Source organism: Mesorhizobium sp. 113-3-3 (genome assembly GCF_016756495.1).
In the GTDB taxonomy this organism is placed as follows: Bacteria; Pseudomonadota; Alphaproteobacteria; order Rhizobiales; family Rhizobiaceae; genus Mesorhizobium.
In genome coordinates this window covers 583,201-598,113 of sequence record NZ_AP023243.1, presented here as the reverse complement: position 1 = coordinate 598,113, position 14,913 = coordinate 583,201, and the positions used below count along the sequence as shown (strand labels likewise).

The window sequence follows — 14,913 nt, the reverse complement described above, 5'->3', positions numbered from 1 at the left end:
CATCCGCCATAGTCATACGATCGTGTCGAAGAGCCGCAGGATGAACGATATCTGGTAGATCAGGGCAGCCGCCACGAAGGCGATGTGGAAGCGGCGGTCGCGCACCAGGATCGCGGCAATGCAAAGCGCCACGAAGACCGGCGTGCGGAACAGATATTCGTTGCCGAAGCGGGCGAAATGCTCAGGCCCTTTCAACAGCGTATCGACCACATCGAGTAGATAGGTCGCCGCCAGCAGGCCGAAGAACCAGCCGCGGCGCGAATAGAAGAAGTCCTCGTAGCTGGTGTAGTCCAGCATCGAATCCGGAAACAGCAGAGCGCACAGCAGGAACAGCGTGATCGCGTAGAAGATGATGAACAGATATTTGCCGAAGGTCCATGTCTCGATGGCGTAGAGCCCGAACTCCCACCACCAGAAATGCACCAGCATCAGGAGCACCGAGGCGACCCAGGCCAGATGCACGGGATAGAGCCTGTACTGGCCGGGATGCTGGACGATGCGCGCCACCCCCGACAACAGGCGGGCGACACCAAGCCCGATCACCATGCCCATGACGATGCGGATATGCGGGAAAATGTCGTGGGGAGAGGCGAGTTCGGTGGCCATGGGCCTCAACAAGCTAGGTGGTGACGGCGCGCTGGGGTTCTGGGTTAGTCTCGCAGGAACTCGTCCATTGAAAGCGGGCTTCCCGGCCAAAACCGGCCATCGAGCGCCTGCTTGGCCGTAAAGGAAGGTTCGCTCGGGAAATGGGACTTCCTCAGACCCGTCTCCCTTACCGCGACGGGCAAAGCGTCCTTATACGCCCCGTCGAAAATCTGCGCGGGATAGCGTCGGAGGCTCGGGCTGTCCTTGATGATATTACCGATCCAAATGCGCTGTTCGGTGATGGAAGCTTGCCAGCTATGGCATCTGTGGCCTGGCTGAAGCTCCCATTTCAGCAGATGTGCGATCAACACTTCCATCCGGCTGCGGATCTCCCGCCTGTCGCTCCTCCCCAAGCTCTCGATCTCCTCGGCCACGTTCTCCCGATCAAGCTGCTCAAGACGCCCCTCACGCAATAGCGCGCTCTGTTCGGCGCTCCACTGCGCGAAGTCCGTTTCGTAGGGCGTCAGCGCCATAAGGCGATCAATCCTGTTCATGGGGGCATAATGCCCTAAAGCGCGTCACGTTTAAACGGGGATGGGTGCGGGTGACGTTCAAAACAGAAAATACCGCTGCGCCATCGGCAGCACGGTTGCCGGCTCGCATGTCAGCAATTCGCCGTCGGCGCGCACCTCGTAGGTTTCGGGATCGACCTCGACATGCGGCGTGGCGTCGTTGAGCACCATCGAATGCTTGCCGATGCCGCCGCGGGTGTTTTCCACGGCGACGAACTGCTTTTCGACGCCGAGCCGTCCATGCAGCCCTGACTCGAGCGCGGCCTTCGAAACGAAGGTCACCGACGAATTGGTCCTGGCCTTGCCATAGGCGCCGAACATCGGCCGGTAGTGCATCGGCTGCGGCGTCGGGATCGAGGCGTTGGGGTCGCCCATCGGGGCGGCGGCGATCATGCCGCCGATCAGCACCATGTCCGGCTTCACGCCGAAGAAGGCCGGGTTCCACAGCACCAGGTCGGCGCGCTTGCCGACGGCGATCGAGCCGATGTCTTTCGACAACCCATGCGCGATGGCCGGGTTGATCGTGTATTTGGCGATGTAGCGGCGGACGCGGAAATTGTCGTTGTCGCCGGTCTCCTGCGGCAGCGCGCCGCGCTGGCGCTTCATCTTGTCGGCGGTCTGCCATGTCCGGATCGCCACTTCGCCGACGCGGCCCATCGCCTGGCTGTCCGACGAGATGATCGAGAAGGCGCCGATGTCGTGCAGGATGTCTTCGGCGGCGATCGTCTCCTTGCGGATGCGGCTTTCGGCAAAGGCGATGTCCTCGGGGATCGACGGCGACAGATGATGGCAGACCATCAGCATGTCGAGATGCTCGGCCAGCGTGTTGACGGTGTAGGGCCGCGTCGGATTGGTCGATGACGGGATGACGTTGGGCAGGCCGCAGACCTTGATGATATCAGGCGCATGGCCGCCGCCGGCGCCTTCGGTGTGGAAGGCGTGGATGGTGCGGCCCTTGATCGCCGCCACGGTGTTTTCGACAAAGCCGGACTCGTTCAGCGTGTCGGTGTGGATCATCACCTGCACGTCGTAGTCGTCGGCCACCGACAGGCAGCAGTCGATCGCCGCCGGCGTCGTGCCCCAATCCTCATGCAGCTTCAGCGAGCAGGCACCGCCCAGCACCATTTCCTCAAGCGCCGCCGGCAGCGACGCATTGCCCTTGCCCGACAGGCCGATATTCATCGGAAAGGCGTCGAAGGACTGGATCATGCGCGCCATATGCCACGGCCCCGGCGTGCAGGTGGTGGCCAGCGTGCCATGTGCCGGGCCGGTGCCGCCGCCGAGCATGGTGGTGATGCCTGACATCAGCGCTTCCTCGATCTGCTGCGGGCAGATGAAGTGGATATGCGCGTCGAAGCCGCCGGCGGTCAGGATCTTGCCTTCGCCGGCGATGATCTCGGTGCCCGGGCCGATGATGATGGTGACACCGTCCTGCGTGTCCGGATTGCCGGCCTTGCCGATGGCCGCGATGCGGCCGTCCCTCAGGCCGATATCGGCCTTGAAGATACCGGCGCTGGCGTCGATCACCAGGGCATTGGTTATGACGGTGTCGACCGCGCCCTGGGCGCGGGAAACCTGGCTCTGGCCCATGCCGTCGCGGATGACCTTGCCGCCGCCGAATTTTACTTCCTCACCGTGAATGGTGAGGTCCTTTTCCACCTCGATGAAAAGCTCGGTGTCGGCCAGCCTGACCTTGTCGCCGACAGTCGGCCCATACATTTGGGCGTAGGTGGCACGCGAGATTCTGGCCATCAGCGATTGCTCCCGAAATGCGGTGTGGTTGAGGTTGGGGCGCACATTGCCGCCATCCAATGGTCACGCAATGACCCGCTGGGCGACACCTTCTGATCCCATTTGGCGGTTGAGGTTACGAGGTCACCCCAAAACGACCGTTTGCCAAATCGATGGAAGGAAAATCCATGCGCAAAACGACAATTCTTGCAGCCGCGGCCAGCCTGATGCTGGCCGGTGCCGCCAGTGCCCAGCAGCAGCCGGCTCCGGCCGCGCCTGCCCCCGCCGCGCCATCTCCCGGCGGTCAGCAGGCCGCGCCGGCGATCCAGAGCGTCAACATTGTCGACATCACCGAGTTGCCGAAGGACACACAGACGCAGGTCAATCAGGTGATCGCCCAGCGCGGTGACGCCGGCCTGCAGAAACTGCGCAGCTCGATCGACGCCACTCCCAAGGTGAAGTCCGCCCTCCAGGCCAAGGGAATGACCTCGGCGCAGGTGGTCGCGGCGAGCATGGAGCCCAACGGCGCGCTGACCTTGATCACCAAGAAGGCCAGCTGACGGCCCGGCGCGGCGGGCCGGCATCCGGTCCGCCGGCCGCATCACGAGGGGAACCATGGCAGGGCTGGAGTCGTTTCGTTCCTTGAGCGTTGGAACAAACTGCGAAAGCGAACGATGACCTCCACCTTGCCCGACGCCAGATGGCTGCATGCCATTGCGGCGGCCGCGTTTCTGGCAGCGAGCCTTCCGCAAGCCGCGCTGAATGCGCAGGGCCTTGAAAGTCCGGAGACCGTCGACCGGATCGTCGGCTCGCAAGTCAACGAGGAAGAGACCAAGACGACAGCTGAAATCGGCAAAGTCAGTTCGGCGATCGATCGCACGCGCGACAACATCAGCACGGTGCGCAAGACCTCCAAGCTCGACAGGGTCGACATCGTGTTCCTGACCGACTCGGCGCGCAGCGAAGGCGGTCCGCCCCCGGTCATCGAGAACAAGGTTCGCCAGCACAAGGACGATGTCGCGGAACTGCGCAAGGAGATAGAGGCCAACGCCCTGCTGTTCAATGCCATCGATTCGCGGCGCGTGGCCGCGCAGGACGTTCTCGCCGTCGAGTTCGACGATCTCGGAAAGATCGTCATCTATGCGGCCGCCAAACCGTCGAACTGAGCCGAAAGCACTGCCTGCTTTCATGCTTGCTGGTCTTGCGCGGCGCGCATGAGACGCCACAGAACTCACAGCTTGCCCATCACCTTCTGCTGGAACCCGTAGACCTCGCGCTTGCCGCCGAGCGGCACCAGCGTCACGTCGCGTTCCTGCCCCGGTTCGAAGCGCATGGCGGTGCCGGCGGCGATGTCGAGGCGCATGCCGCGGGCCTGTTCGCGGTCGAATTTCAGCCCCTCGTTGGTTTCGAAGAAATGGTAGTGGCTGCCGACCTGGATCGGCCGGTCGCCGCTGTTGGCGACTTTCAGGGTGACGGTCGGCAGGCCCTTATTGAGCTCGATGTCGCCTTGGACGGGGATGATTTCGCCGGGGATCATCTGCAATCACACGACGCCGAAGGCCAAACCAAGGCCGATCGCCGCGCAGGCAGCCCCCGCGACACGGGCCAGACCACGGAACCTCGTGCCAAGGCCAAGCGCGGCGGCAATGCCGACGGCATGAAGCAGCGCGGTGGCGACGGCAAAGCCGGCCATATATTCGAGCCCTCCGGCATTTTCGGGCACTTCGGTGCCATGCGCATGGCCGTGGAACAGCGCGAACAGGCCGAGAATGGCGACGCCCGCCGAGACGGGCAGATCGACCGCCAGCGCCACCAGCAGGCCAAGCGCCACGACGGAGGCCAGTATGCCCGGTTCGACGAAAGGCACCGGCACATGCGCCATGCCAAGGGCCGCGCCGGCAAGCATGACGCCGACAAAGGCCGCCGGCCACGCCCAGATCGCCCTGCCGCCCTTGAGGGCCGCCCACAGGCCGACGGCGATCATCACTGTCATATGATCGAGGCCGGACAAGGGATGCATGAAGCCGGCCGTGAAGGAGGAGGTGGTGCCGATGCCGACATGGGCATAGGCCGGCATGGCGGCGGCCATGAGCAGGATCGCCGCGAGGCCCAGGCGTTTGGCAGGGATCATTCTACTTGCCTTTCGTTTGCGATGGAGCAGTCACGCGGCCTTGCGCGGGCCGCAGCCCTCGGCCTTGAGGACGCGCTTGGTCGAAGCCGGATATTTCTTCAGCATCGCGGCTGGGCGGATCGGCCTGGCCGAAAAATTGCCGCCGCAATTGGGGCAGGCGCCGTCCAGCACGCTTTCCACGCAATCGGCGCAGAAGGTGCATTCGAAGGTGCAGATCAGTGCATCCGTCGCTTCCGGCGGCAGGTCCTTGTCGCAGCACTCGCAATTCGGGCGCAGCTCGAGCATTTCGGTCTCCTCACCTGATGGGCTCGTGCACGGTCACCAGCTTGGTGCCGTCGGGGAAGGTCGCTTCCACCTGCACGTCATGGATCATCTCGGCGATGCCTTCCATCACCTGCGCGCGGGTGACGACATGGGCGCCGGCCTCCATCAGTTCGGCGACCGGGCGGCCGTCGCGGGCGCCTTCGACGACGAAATCGGTGATCAGCGCGATCGCTTCCGGATGGTTCAGCTTGACGCCACGCTCCAGCCGCTTGCGTGCCACGATCGCCGCCATGGCGATCAGCAGCTTGTCTTTTTCCCTCGGCGTCAGGTTCATGCGGTTTCCAGAATCACAGTGACCATAATTTGGGCAGCCCCGCCCTTCCGTTGAGCAGTCCGACGAGCGGAACCAGCCGCTGGCGCAGTTGGTAGCCGTCCTCGGCGTAAAGCCTCGCAAGAAGCTTGCCAGATGCCTTCACGCTCCAGGCGCTGGCGCCGCCCCGGTCGCCGACTATCTCGCGGACCGGATCGAGAAATGCCTCGGCCCGCGGCGACACAAGCAGCAGCGTTGCCACGGCGATCGCGCCGCCGGCCGCCGCCGGGCGTGCAAGGGCGGCAGTGATATCAGGTCCGATGCGGAAATCCTCGGCATGGATGAGGAACCCATCCTGGCGAACACGCCAGCGGTCGCGGAAAGTGCCGAACGCGGCGCGTTCGCCCATGGCCAGGCGGCCGAAGACGGTGGCCTCCAGCACCAGCGCCTCGGCCCCCGCGGCAAGTTCGACGTCCAATGTGCGGGCAAAGGCGGCGCGGTCGAAGACGATGGTCTCCTGCGGCAGCCAGGCGATGCGGCCGTTCTCGCCGACCGTCAGCCTGACCCGCACCTCGGCCTGGTCGGATGCGGCGCGATAGACCTTCTCGCAGGCCTGGGTCGTTACCGACGCCGAGGCCTTTGCGCCGACATCCACGTCCCAGCCGATGCGGTCGCCGCCGGTCAGTCCGCCGGCGGTGTTGATCAGCACTGCCTCCAGCGGGTCGGCCGAAACGGCCGGCAGCCTTATCTTGGCGGAACCGTCCTGATAGAGGCGCCGCAGCCGCGTGCGGCCGCCCGCGCTGGCGCAGCCCAGCTGCGCCAGACCCGCGGCGCGCTGGGCCAAAGGTGCCGAAAACTTGGTATATTCGATCGTATCCACCCCGTCAGGTTAAGCACTGTGGCGGTTTTGTCGATATATAGCTTGTTGCTTGATGGCGTTTCCGTTTCTATAGAGGGAGCCACCTCGGTGCGGTCAGGCGATGCTTGGCGGGGGTAGAAGGCGATGATCGCGGCCTGATATCGAGGACAGAAGGCGCTGTTCAGTTGGCGTCGGGAAACGACAAAGTGGGGAAGAGACCGAATGGCTGACCAGCTGGCAACGGACATCATCGAAAAGATCAAGGCCCATGCCGAGCCGGGCGGTGAAGAAATCACCACCAGCACCGAATTGACGTCGCTCGGCATCCATTCGCTGGAGCTGACGGAGATCATCTTCGACCTCGAGGAGCAGTATGGCATCGAGATCGAAATGAACACGGTCGATGCCTGGAGCAATCTCAAGAATGTTGGCGACATGGTCGAGGCCGTTCGCGCGCTGATCGCGAAAAAAGCCTGACCGAATGCTGAAACGCGTCGTCATTACCGGCATTGGCGGGCTGTGCGGACTTGGCGTCGATGCGCAGTCGATCTGGACCGAAATGCGGGCCGGCCGTTCGGCCATCGGCCCGATCGACAATCCCTTCCTGCATGATTTGAAGGTCAAGACCGGCTGCGAGATCAAGGCGCTGCCCGAGCACGGCATCGAGCGCAAGCAGCTGGTGTCGATGGATCGTTTCAGCCTGCTGGCGGTGATTGCCGCAAAGGAGGCCATGCAGCAGTCCGGCCTGGCTCCGCATGCCGACAACACCTATCGCATGGGAACCATCGTCGGCGTCGGCGTCTGCGGCTTCGAGACCGTCGAGGAGAACTATCGCGCCATTCTGGTCGAGGGCAAGAATCGCGCCGGCATCTTCACCGTGCCCAGGGTCATGCCGGGCGCCGCCGCCGGCCAGGTCAGCATGCATCTCGGCCTGCGCGGACCCGTCTTCGGCGTCACCTCGGCCTGCTCGTCGGCCAACCACGCCATCGCCTCGGCGGTCGACCAGATCAGGCTCGGCCGCGCCGACGTCATGGTTGCCGGCGGCACCGAGGCGCCGCTGGTCTGGGGCGTGCTCAAGGGCTGGGAGGCATTGCGCGTGCTGTCGCCCGACACCTGCCGGCCGTTCTCGGCCGACCGCCAGGGCCTGGTGCTCGGCGAAGGCGCCGGCATGGCGGTTCTGGAAAGCTACGATCACGCCATGGCGCGTGGCGCCACCATCCTCGCCGAAATCGCCGGCGCCGGCCTCTCGGCCGATGCCTCCGACATCGTCGCCCCGACCGTCGAGGGACCGGAAGCCGCGATGCGCTTCTGCCTGGCCGATGCCGGGCTCAATCCCGAGGACATCGATTATCTCAACGCGCACGGCACCGGCACTAAGGCCAACGACCAGATCGAAACCAATGCGATCAAGCGCGTCTTTGGCGAACACGCGCGGTCGTTGTCCATCTCCTCGACCAAGTCGATGCATGCCCATTGCCTGGGCGCGTCGGGCGGGCTGGAGATGATCGCCTGCGTCATGGCGATCCGCGAAGGCGTCGTGCCGCCGACCGCCAATTACCGCGAACCCGATCCCGATTGCGATCTCGACGTGACGCCCAATGTCGCGCGCGAGCGCAAGGTGCGCGCCGCCATCAGCAACGGTTTTGCTTTCGGCGGCACCAATGCGGTGCTGGCATTCAAGGCCATCTAATCCCGGGCGGTCACCACCGCCCCGGGCGGTCACCACCGCCCCGAGGGTCACTGCGTCCGGGCGGTCTTGAGCGCGCTCGGCGATCCGCCGCGTTGGGCTGGTTTGCTGTCCGTGCATGGCGAAACTGTCGCCGACATATTGATCCTGCCTGGCCGTGCGCCTAATTCTTGGCCACCCGCCAACAACCGCGCCATTGGGTGCGAATCCCCGCTCAGGAGTTTTTCGATGGCCGACTTGTCCGCCTTTCCGATCACCACCCGTTGGCCGGCCAAATATCCCGACCAGATCCAGCTCTATTCGGCGACGACGCCCAATGGTGTGAAGATATCGATCGCGCTGGAAGAGATCGGCTTGCCCTACGAGCCGCATCTGGTCAACATCAGCAAGGACGAAAGCTGGACGCCGGAGTTCCTGTCGCTCAATCCCAATGGCAAGATCCCGGCGATCATCGATCCCAACGGCCCGGACGGCAAGCCGATCGGGCTTTTCGAATCCGGCGCCATCCTGCTCTATCTCGCCGACAAGACCGGCTTGCTTATCCCGGCGGACGCAGCGCGGCGTTATGAGACGATCCAGTGGGTCTTCTTTCAGATGGCTTCCGTCGGGCCGATGTTCGGCCAGGTCGGGTTCTTCCACAAATTCGCCGGCCGCGAGATCGCCGACAAGCGCCCGCTGGAACGCTACCGCGACGAATCGCGGCGGCTGATCGGCGTGCTCGATGGCCGCCTCAAGGGCCGCAAATGGATCATGGGCAATGACTACACCATCGCCGACATCTCGCTGCTCGGCTGGGTGCGCAATTTGATCGGCTTCTATGAAGCGCGCGAACTCGTCGGCTTCGATGATTTCGCCAATGTGGCGGCATGGCTGGATCGTGGCCTGGCGCGGCCGGCGGTGCAGAAGGGCCTGACCATTCCGGCAAAAGGCTGAATTGGACCCGTCGCCATGGCGGCGACGGCCTTCGCTAATCGAGAAGCAGGCCTGCTACTTCGCCTTGGCCTTCGAAGCCTTCGAACCGCCCCTGCCGATCACGGAAGCCGCAAGCGAGACGGCACCGCGCGCGGTGGCCACCACCGCGCCGGCGGCGACGTTGGCCGCGGTCCGGACTGCACCGGCTTTGGCAGGCGCCGGCTTGCGCGGGCTTGCAGTCTTCGCGGCCGGCACGACCTTTCTGGGTGCGGCCTTGCCGAAAGCGCCCTTGGCGTCCTTCGAACGCTCTGCAATCGCCGGGCCAGCACCGGCTTTGGCCTGCGTTGCCTTAGCAGGCCTCGTCTTGGCTGGTTTTTTTGCCTTGGTTACCATTGGAAAATCCCTTACGCCGGACAAACGGGTTCTGAGGCATAACGGCGTGAAACTCTTAAGGTTCCCGCCAAGAAATACCGAAAATTAAGCGTGTTAACCAATGATCAGGTCGGCGGCCAGCCGCCGGGCCAGCACACGTTCGATGTTGGGCATGTCGTTGGAGGCGATCCAGGCGCGCGCATCCTCATCGGAACGCCCATGGCCCTGCCAGCGCTCCATCAGGCGGCGCTCGAGCTCATTGCGCGGCACATCGACGAAGATCGAGAAATCGAACAGCGGCGCCAGCCGCGACCACGGCTCCTCGTCGAGCAGCAGGTAATTGCCTTCGACCAGGATGAACTTGGTCTCGGTCCCGACGATCGCGGCGGCGGCGCGCGACAGCTCCATGCTGCGGTCGAAGACGGGAATGGCGATGTCGGGTTCGCCGGCCCGGATGCGCTTCATCAGGGTCTCGAAGCCGGCAAAGTCGAAGGTTTCCGGTGCGCCCTTGCGCGCCCGCAGGCCGCGCGCATTGAGCACGATGTCGTCATAGTGGAAGCCGTCCATCGGCACGACCTCCACCGCCCCTTCCGGCAAAAGGTCGTGCAGGCCGGCCGACAGCGTGGACTTGCCGGAGCCTGGTGGGCCGGCGATGGCGACGATGAAGCGTTTTGCCTTGCCGGCGCGTTTGAAGATGGTGGCGGCGAGGTGGGCGATTTCGGACATGGGAGCCTCACTTGCCTGGATGATCGGCAAAATATTACGCCGCATTTTGGCGTCAGTCGGTGGAAATTTCAAACCCCGCGCCCGCGCAATCCCGGCTCAGGCGGCAACAGGCTGGCCGATGCGCAGGAAAGCGCTGTCGAACGGCACCTCCGATGGGGAGCCACCGGCCGAGAGCCGCATCTGGCTGTCGGCCGTGATGATCTCGCGTGGCGGTTGTCCATCGGACAGCGGCAGGGCGCCGATGACATGGCGGAACGAGAAACTGCGGCCTTCGCCGAGCGCAAAGGCGGTCGCCACGCCTTCGCGCTTCAGCCAGTTGTCTCCGATCGAGGCGGCATGGCCGACAGCCGTGCGGCCGTCCTCTATGCCAAGCACGCCGAGATGCCTGCCGCTCCAGGGCGCATAGTCGCGCCCGCCATTGCTGAGCCACAGCATGGTAACAGGCAGTTCGGCCGGGTTCTTCAACACCAGCACCAGATCGTCCTCGGCCTGGCGCGCCAGCGCCGTCCAGCCCGGTCCGTCATGGTCGGCCTCGACCAGGGTGATGAAATCCTCGCGCCGATCCTCCATGCGGTATTGCGTCAGGTCGAGCGTGCCGCCGCTGGCGGCGGGAAACTGGCCGAGGTCACTGGACCGCGCCGGATAGGCCAGCATGAAGCGGCCGCGCACGGGATCGGGCTCCAGCGGATCAGAGGGCGTCGCGGCAAATCGTTTCGGCGAAAAGGCCAGCCTGCCGCCGCCTTTCATCGCCGTCATCGGGTGATGGGCGACGGAAATCGCACCGGACCCGCCGGAAAACACATGTTCCTGATAGAGGAAGGGGTGGCCGTCTCGCAGCGTGAAGATTTTGTCGACGCTGGCGCCCATCACCTTGTGCCGCAGCCGGAAGACAGCGCGCCATCCGCCATCCGTGGCACAGCTCTCGGCGACATCCCAGGCGCTGTTGGCGGTCCAGCCATGCAGCGGCGCCTCCTCGACATCGCTGCGCGAAAACGGCGCGCAGAGGAAATCGCCGGACAGCCGGACCGTGCCTTGCGGCAGGTCCTTCGGCAGCGCTTCGCCTGAATCGACCCAGGGCGCGCGGTGCAGCGGCCTCAGCCGCCGTCCGCCGCTCTCGACCGTCATGTCGGCGATGTGACCGACAGTGAGATCGAGCGAAACCGAAATACCCTTGGCCTTGATCGTGCAGATATCCATAGCGCTCTCACCGAATCTGAAGGCGCAGACAGAACCCGTTCGGCGCGGATTGCGCAAGCGCTGGAGCCGGCATTTCGCATCAGGCACAATGGAAGCCGTCGGCGCTGCCCCTCATCCGCCTGCCGGCACCTTCTCCCCGTATAGAGACGGGGAGAAGGGAACTGGCCGCGCGCTGGCGCTTTCTCTGCAACGCCGGTGATTGGCGAAACCGCTGACGACAGCGCCCCTCTCCCCGTCTCTAAACGGGGAGAGGATGCCGGCAGGCAGGTGAGGGGCGGCGCAAACGCGGGAAGACGAAGGCCAAACTGAAGCCATCGCCATGATCAGCGCTCTCAGGCCTACTGCCGCTTGTATTCCCGCACCGGCGATTTCGTCCCGTCGGTGTAGGTCACCTGCACCGACATCGATTTCACGCTGTCGGCGATCTTGAAATAGCCCTTGGCGTCGTAGGGGATGGCGTAGGGGTCCTTCTTGTCGCAAGGCGGAATCTCGAGGGACTTGTCAAGCGCGGCACCGTCCAGGCTGTAACGAACCTCCTTGATGGCGCAGCGGTAGGACAGCATCTGGGTGAAATAGACCAGGCCGTGATTGCCGCCGGAGTCGAAGGCGATCCACGACGTCCAGAACTGGTCGAGGATCTGCTTGTCGCCTTGCTGCAGCGCGGCGTCCGGGTCGAAGCTTATGTCGAATGGGCCGGTCTCGCGGCCCCTGATGTCGAGATATTTGATCGCGATCGTCGTCGCGGCCGTGCTGTCGGGCAGTTCGAAGCTCGGATTGGCCATCGGCTTGCCGGTGGTCTGGTCCTTCATCGCCAGGAAGCCGGTGTCGGTGAAGGGACCGCTGGTGCCAAGCCGCCAGGAGATCGCGGTAGCCGGCTCCGGGAGCGAAATGGTCATCGACCAGCCCTGGTTGGAGCGCATCGGCGTCAGCGAAGGCGCGAAGCGCGCGGGGTCGAGCACGTCGCCAAGGGCGGCCAGCCGGCTGCGGCTGCGGTCCAGCCAGTCCGCGAGCTGCGTCTGGTCGACGAAATATTTGAGCAGCCCGCCATCCTTTTCATAGGACACGAACTTGGTCAGCGCCTGGGCTTCGTTGCGCTTGTCGGCCAGCGTCTGGCTGCCGAGGCGGTCTTCCGAAAACTCCTGCGCCTTGAGGAAATAGGCCGGCGCGTAGTCGGGATTGGCCGTGATGAAGGCGTTGAGCTTGTCGAGCCGCTGGGCGTCCTCGAACTGCAATATATGCACCAGCTTGATCGACAGCGCCTTGCCCTTGTCGGCCAGCTGCCCGAACACTTCGCGCGCGCCGGCCTTGCCGTCCTGCACGCGAAGCAGCGTGGCAAAGCGCGTATAGGGGTCGATGGCGTCGATATCGAAGCCGGCAAAGGCGAGGTAGGAGCGCCTTGCGTTGAGCATGTCGCCCGACAATTCGTAGACGCGGGCATTGTGGTAGAACTCGTCCGGCCGCTTCGGCTCGGCTATCGCTCCGCCTTGCGCCGCCAGCTGGGCAAAACCCTTGGCGATGGTGTCGATCGAGGCGGCGATCTGTTCGGTCGTGGCCTGCAGCTTTTCGGCCTGGACCTGCTGCTGTTGCTGGCCGGCGGCGAGCGTGTCGGTCGTCTGCTTGACCGCCTCGACGGTCTTCTGCGTCTCAGCACCCTGCTGCGTCTGCTGTTGCTGGGCGGATGCGATCTGGTCGGTCTTCTGCGCCACCGTATCGGTCGTTTTCTTGACCTGTTCGACGGTCTTTTGCGTCTGCGTCACCGTCTGCTCGATCTTGGCCACCTTCTCGGAGACGATACCCATCGACTGCTGCAATTGCGCGATCGCCGGCACCAGGCCGGCGATGACGCCGTTCTGCGAATTGGTCTCCTGCTGCACGGCATAGACGCCGCCGGCGACCGCGGCAGCACTCGTGGCGAACAACAGCGCCGGCAGCGCCTTGGTTGCCAGCACGAGCCGCAGCACGATGGCGATGGCGATGATGGCCGCGGCGATTGCCGCGACCAGCGCGATATAGGCGGCGAACGGCGCCAGCGGATTGAGCACGTCGCCAACGGCGCCGCTGATGAAAGCGACGCTGCCGGCCCATTTGCCGGTGCGGCTGAGCGATGCCTTGATAAGCGAAGGCGCTGCGCCCCCGGCCCCGATGTCCGTCATGCCACCCCCCAAGCCAGCCAATGCCACGCCCCTTCCCACAGGAAACGCGGTTTTGGCAAGGAAAGATGCAGAAACAGGCGTTTTCGGGGCGGGCTGGCAAGCTTGCGAAGGCTCGACAATCCTGGGGCTAACCTCCATTAACCAAATGGACGCATCCAACGCGTTACGTTAGCTTCGCCTCATCTCAGCAACAGCATCGCCAGAACAGTCCCGCCCTTGTCCAAACTGCGTTCCTTCCCGCTCCTCCAGAGAGTTTTCGTCGCCCTTGGCCTGTTGCTGATGGTGGCCGGCTGCTCGACCACGACCCCGCCGGACCAGGTGCTGACTGTCCCGGCGCCGCCGCAGAAATATGCCGCCATCGTCGTCGACGTCAGGACCGGCAAGCAGATGTTCGAGGTCAACTCGACGGCGCAGCGCTACCCGGCCTCGCTGACCAAGATGATGACGCTATATCTTTTGTTCGAGGCGATGGAATCCGGCCGCGTCACCAAGGAGACGCAGATCCCCGTCTCCGACCACGCCGCCTCGCAGCCGCCGACCAAGATGCGCTTCCGGCGCGGCGAAACGATCGATGTCGATTCCGCCATCCGCGCCATCGTCGTCAAGTCAGCCAATGACGTGGCGGTGGCGGTGGGCGAATATCTCGGCGGCTCGGAGGACCAGTTCGCCGCCATGATGACCTCAAAGGCGCGTTCGCTCGGCATGACCAGCACCACTTTCCGCAACGCTTCCGGCCTGCCCGACGATGGCCAGATGACCACCGCGCGCGACATGGCGGTGCTCGGCATGGCGCTGCGCCAGCGCTTCCCCCAGCACTTCCACTATTTCTCCGAGAGCGATTTCATGTTCCGCGGCAGGCTGGTGCGCGGCCACAACGACATGCTCGGCCGCGTGCGCGGCGTCGACGGCATCAAGACCGGCTATATCAGGGCGTCGGGCTTCAACATCGTCACCTCCTACAATGCCGACGGCCGCCAGCTGATCGTGGTGGTGATGGGCGCCGACTCGGCCCGCCAGCGCAACGACCACGTCGAAGCGCTGATCCAGCGCAGCCTGTCGCCGACCATGGACGGCGCGAAAACGCGCCTGATGTTTGCCGAACAGCAGTGACAAGAGAGGGGGGCAGCGGAGCCTCCCTCGATTCGTCATCCACGGGCGGAGCAAGGAGCGCAGCGACGCGGCGCAGACCCGAGGATCCATGCCGGGACTCCGAAGCGTTGCCACGGTGCAGAACTCCGCTCCGCTGCACCTTAAGATCAACGTCCCGGCATGGATCCTCGGGTCTTCGCGCCGCCGCTCCCGCCCCATGCTCCGCCCGTGGATGACGAAGTCGGGCAGGCCTCGGCCAACCCGCCAACACCCCCCCAAACCCCACAGCCGGCTATCGTTATCCCATTGTCACGCAATCGTCGGG

18 protein-coding genes are annotated in these 14,913 nt (G+C 64.4%); 6 read left to right on the top strand and 12 right to left on the bottom strand.

Going from position 1 to position 14,913, the window contains the following annotated elements; translation table 11 throughout:
• Positions 1-12 precede the first annotated feature (12 nt).
• Genes JG746_RS02740 through ureC form a run of 3 tightly spaced genes read right to left on the bottom strand, consistent with a single transcriptional unit; the run spans position 13 to position 2,909 of the window.
• On the bottom strand, positions 13-606 hold the full coding sequence (locus tag JG746_RS02740) for a hypothetical protein (protein ID WP_202356780.1): 594 nt from the start codon (positions 604-606) through the stop codon (positions 13-15).
• A 44-nt stretch (positions 607-650) separates the two neighbouring features.
• Complete coding sequence (locus tag JG746_RS02735) at positions 651-1,139, bottom strand: DUF29 domain-containing protein (protein ID WP_202356779.1); 489 nt, start codon at positions 1,137-1,139, stop codon at positions 651-653.
• Positions 1,140-1,196: 57 nt separating this feature from the next.
• Entirely contained in the window at positions 1,197-2,909 is a 1,713-nt protein-coding gene (ureC, locus tag JG746_RS02730; protein ID WP_446721151.1) for an urease subunit alpha, read from the bottom strand.
• Positions 2,910-3,076: 167 nt separating this feature from the next.
• Between ureC and JG746_RS02725 the strand changes: the two genes are divergently transcribed.
• Together JG746_RS02725 and JG746_RS02720 are read left to right on the top strand one after the other, a co-directional pair.
• Complete coding sequence (locus JG746_RS02725; protein ID WP_202356778.1) at positions 3,077-3,448, top strand: hypothetical protein; 372 nt, start codon at positions 3,077-3,079, stop codon at positions 3,446-3,448.
• Between the two features lie 114 nt (positions 3,449-3,562).
• Positions 3,563-4,054: a hypothetical protein gene (locus JG746_RS02720; protein ID WP_202356777.1), complete on the top strand. Its 492-nt coding sequence runs from the start codon at positions 3,563-3,565 to the stop codon at positions 4,052-4,054.
• Positions 4,055-4,119: 65 nt separating this feature from the next.
• On the opposite strand, the gene JG746_RS02715 is transcribed toward JG746_RS02720, so the two are convergent.
• Genes JG746_RS02715 through JG746_RS02695 form a run of 5 tightly spaced genes read right to left on the bottom strand, consistent with a single transcriptional unit; the run spans position 4,120 to position 6,473 of the window.
• The gene (locus JG746_RS02715; protein WP_115141435.1) at positions 4,120-4,425 is read right to left on the bottom strand and encodes an urease subunit beta; all 306 of its coding nucleotides are present in this window, start codon (positions 4,423-4,425) and stop codon (positions 4,120-4,122) included.
• 6 nt (positions 4,426-4,431) lie between these two features.
• Positions 4,432-5,019, bottom strand: coding sequence for a HupE/UreJ family protein (locus tag JG746_RS02710; RefSeq protein ID WP_202356776.1), 588 nt, complete (start codon positions 5,017-5,019; stop codon positions 4,432-4,434).
• A gap of 30 nt (positions 5,020-5,049) precedes the next feature.
• A complete protein-coding gene (locus tag JG746_RS02705; RefSeq protein ID WP_202356775.1) occupies positions 5,050-5,304 on the bottom strand; it encodes a DUF1272 domain-containing protein in 255 nt (84 codons plus the stop codon).
• A gap of 10 nt (positions 5,305-5,314) precedes the next feature.
• A complete protein-coding gene (locus tag JG746_RS02700) occupies positions 5,315-5,617 on the bottom strand; it encodes an urease subunit gamma (protein WP_023693076.1) in 303 nt (100 codons plus the stop codon).
• A gap of 13 nt (positions 5,618-5,630) precedes the next feature.
• Positions 5,631-6,473: an urease accessory protein UreD gene (locus JG746_RS02695; protein ID WP_202356774.1), complete on the bottom strand. Its 843-nt coding sequence runs from the start codon at positions 6,471-6,473 to the stop codon at positions 5,631-5,633.
• Positions 6,474-6,674: 201 nt separating this feature from the next.
• Here JG746_RS02695 and JG746_RS02690 point away from each other — a divergent pair, with 201 nt between their 5' ends.
• The 3 genes from JG746_RS02690 to JG746_RS02680 all read left to right on the top strand — a co-directional run bounded on the left by JG746_RS02690 (position 6,675) and on the right by JG746_RS02680 (position 9,072).
• Positions 6,675-6,929, top strand: coding sequence for an acyl carrier protein (locus JG746_RS02690; RefSeq protein WP_010912831.1), 255 nt, complete (start codon positions 6,675-6,677; stop codon positions 6,927-6,929).
• 4 nt (positions 6,930-6,933) lie between these two features.
• Positions 6,934-8,142 carry a beta-ketoacyl-[acyl-carrier-protein] synthase family protein gene (locus JG746_RS02685; RefSeq protein WP_202356773.1) on the top strand — a complete coding sequence of 403 codons (1,209 nt, stop codon included), beginning with the start codon at positions 6,934-6,936 and terminating at the stop codon, positions 8,140-8,142.
• Between the two features lie 225 nt (positions 8,143-8,367).
• The gene (locus tag JG746_RS02680) at positions 8,368-9,072 is read left to right on the top strand and encodes a glutathione S-transferase family protein (RefSeq protein WP_202356772.1); all 705 of its coding nucleotides are present in this window, start codon (positions 8,368-8,370) and stop codon (positions 9,070-9,072) included.
• Positions 9,073-9,126: 54 nt separating this feature from the next.
• On the opposite strand, the gene JG746_RS02675 is transcribed toward JG746_RS02680, so the two are convergent.
• The 4 genes from JG746_RS02675 to JG746_RS02660 form a co-directional block, all read right to left on the bottom strand.
• Positions 9,127-9,444: a hypothetical protein gene (locus JG746_RS02675; protein ID WP_202356771.1), complete on the bottom strand. Its 318-nt coding sequence runs from the start codon at positions 9,442-9,444 to the stop codon at positions 9,127-9,129.
• A gap of 93 nt (positions 9,445-9,537) precedes the next feature.
• Complete coding sequence (locus tag JG746_RS02670; protein WP_202356770.1) at positions 9,538-10,149, bottom strand: nucleoside triphosphate hydrolase; 612 nt, start codon at positions 10,147-10,149, stop codon at positions 9,538-9,540.
• A 96-nt stretch (positions 10,150-10,245) separates the two neighbouring features.
• The gene (locus JG746_RS02665) at positions 10,246-11,346 is read right to left on the bottom strand and encodes a hypothetical protein (RefSeq protein WP_202356769.1); all 1,101 of its coding nucleotides are present in this window, start codon (positions 11,344-11,346) and stop codon (positions 10,246-10,248) included.
• A gap of 338 nt (positions 11,347-11,684) precedes the next feature.
• Positions 11,685-13,499 (bottom strand): methyl-accepting chemotaxis protein, encoded by a 1,815-nt coding sequence (locus JG746_RS02660; RefSeq protein WP_202356768.1) that lies wholly within the window; start codon positions 13,497-13,499, stop codon positions 11,685-11,687.
• Positions 13,500-13,715: 216 nt separating this feature from the next.
• Here JG746_RS02660 and JG746_RS02655 point away from each other — a divergent pair, with 216 nt between their 5' ends.
• The gene (locus JG746_RS02655) at positions 13,716-14,609 is read left to right on the top strand and encodes a D-alanyl-D-alanine carboxypeptidase family protein (RefSeq protein ID WP_202356767.1); all 894 of its coding nucleotides are present in this window, start codon (positions 13,716-13,718) and stop codon (positions 14,607-14,609) included.
• Positions 14,610-14,913 lie beyond the last annotated feature (304 nt).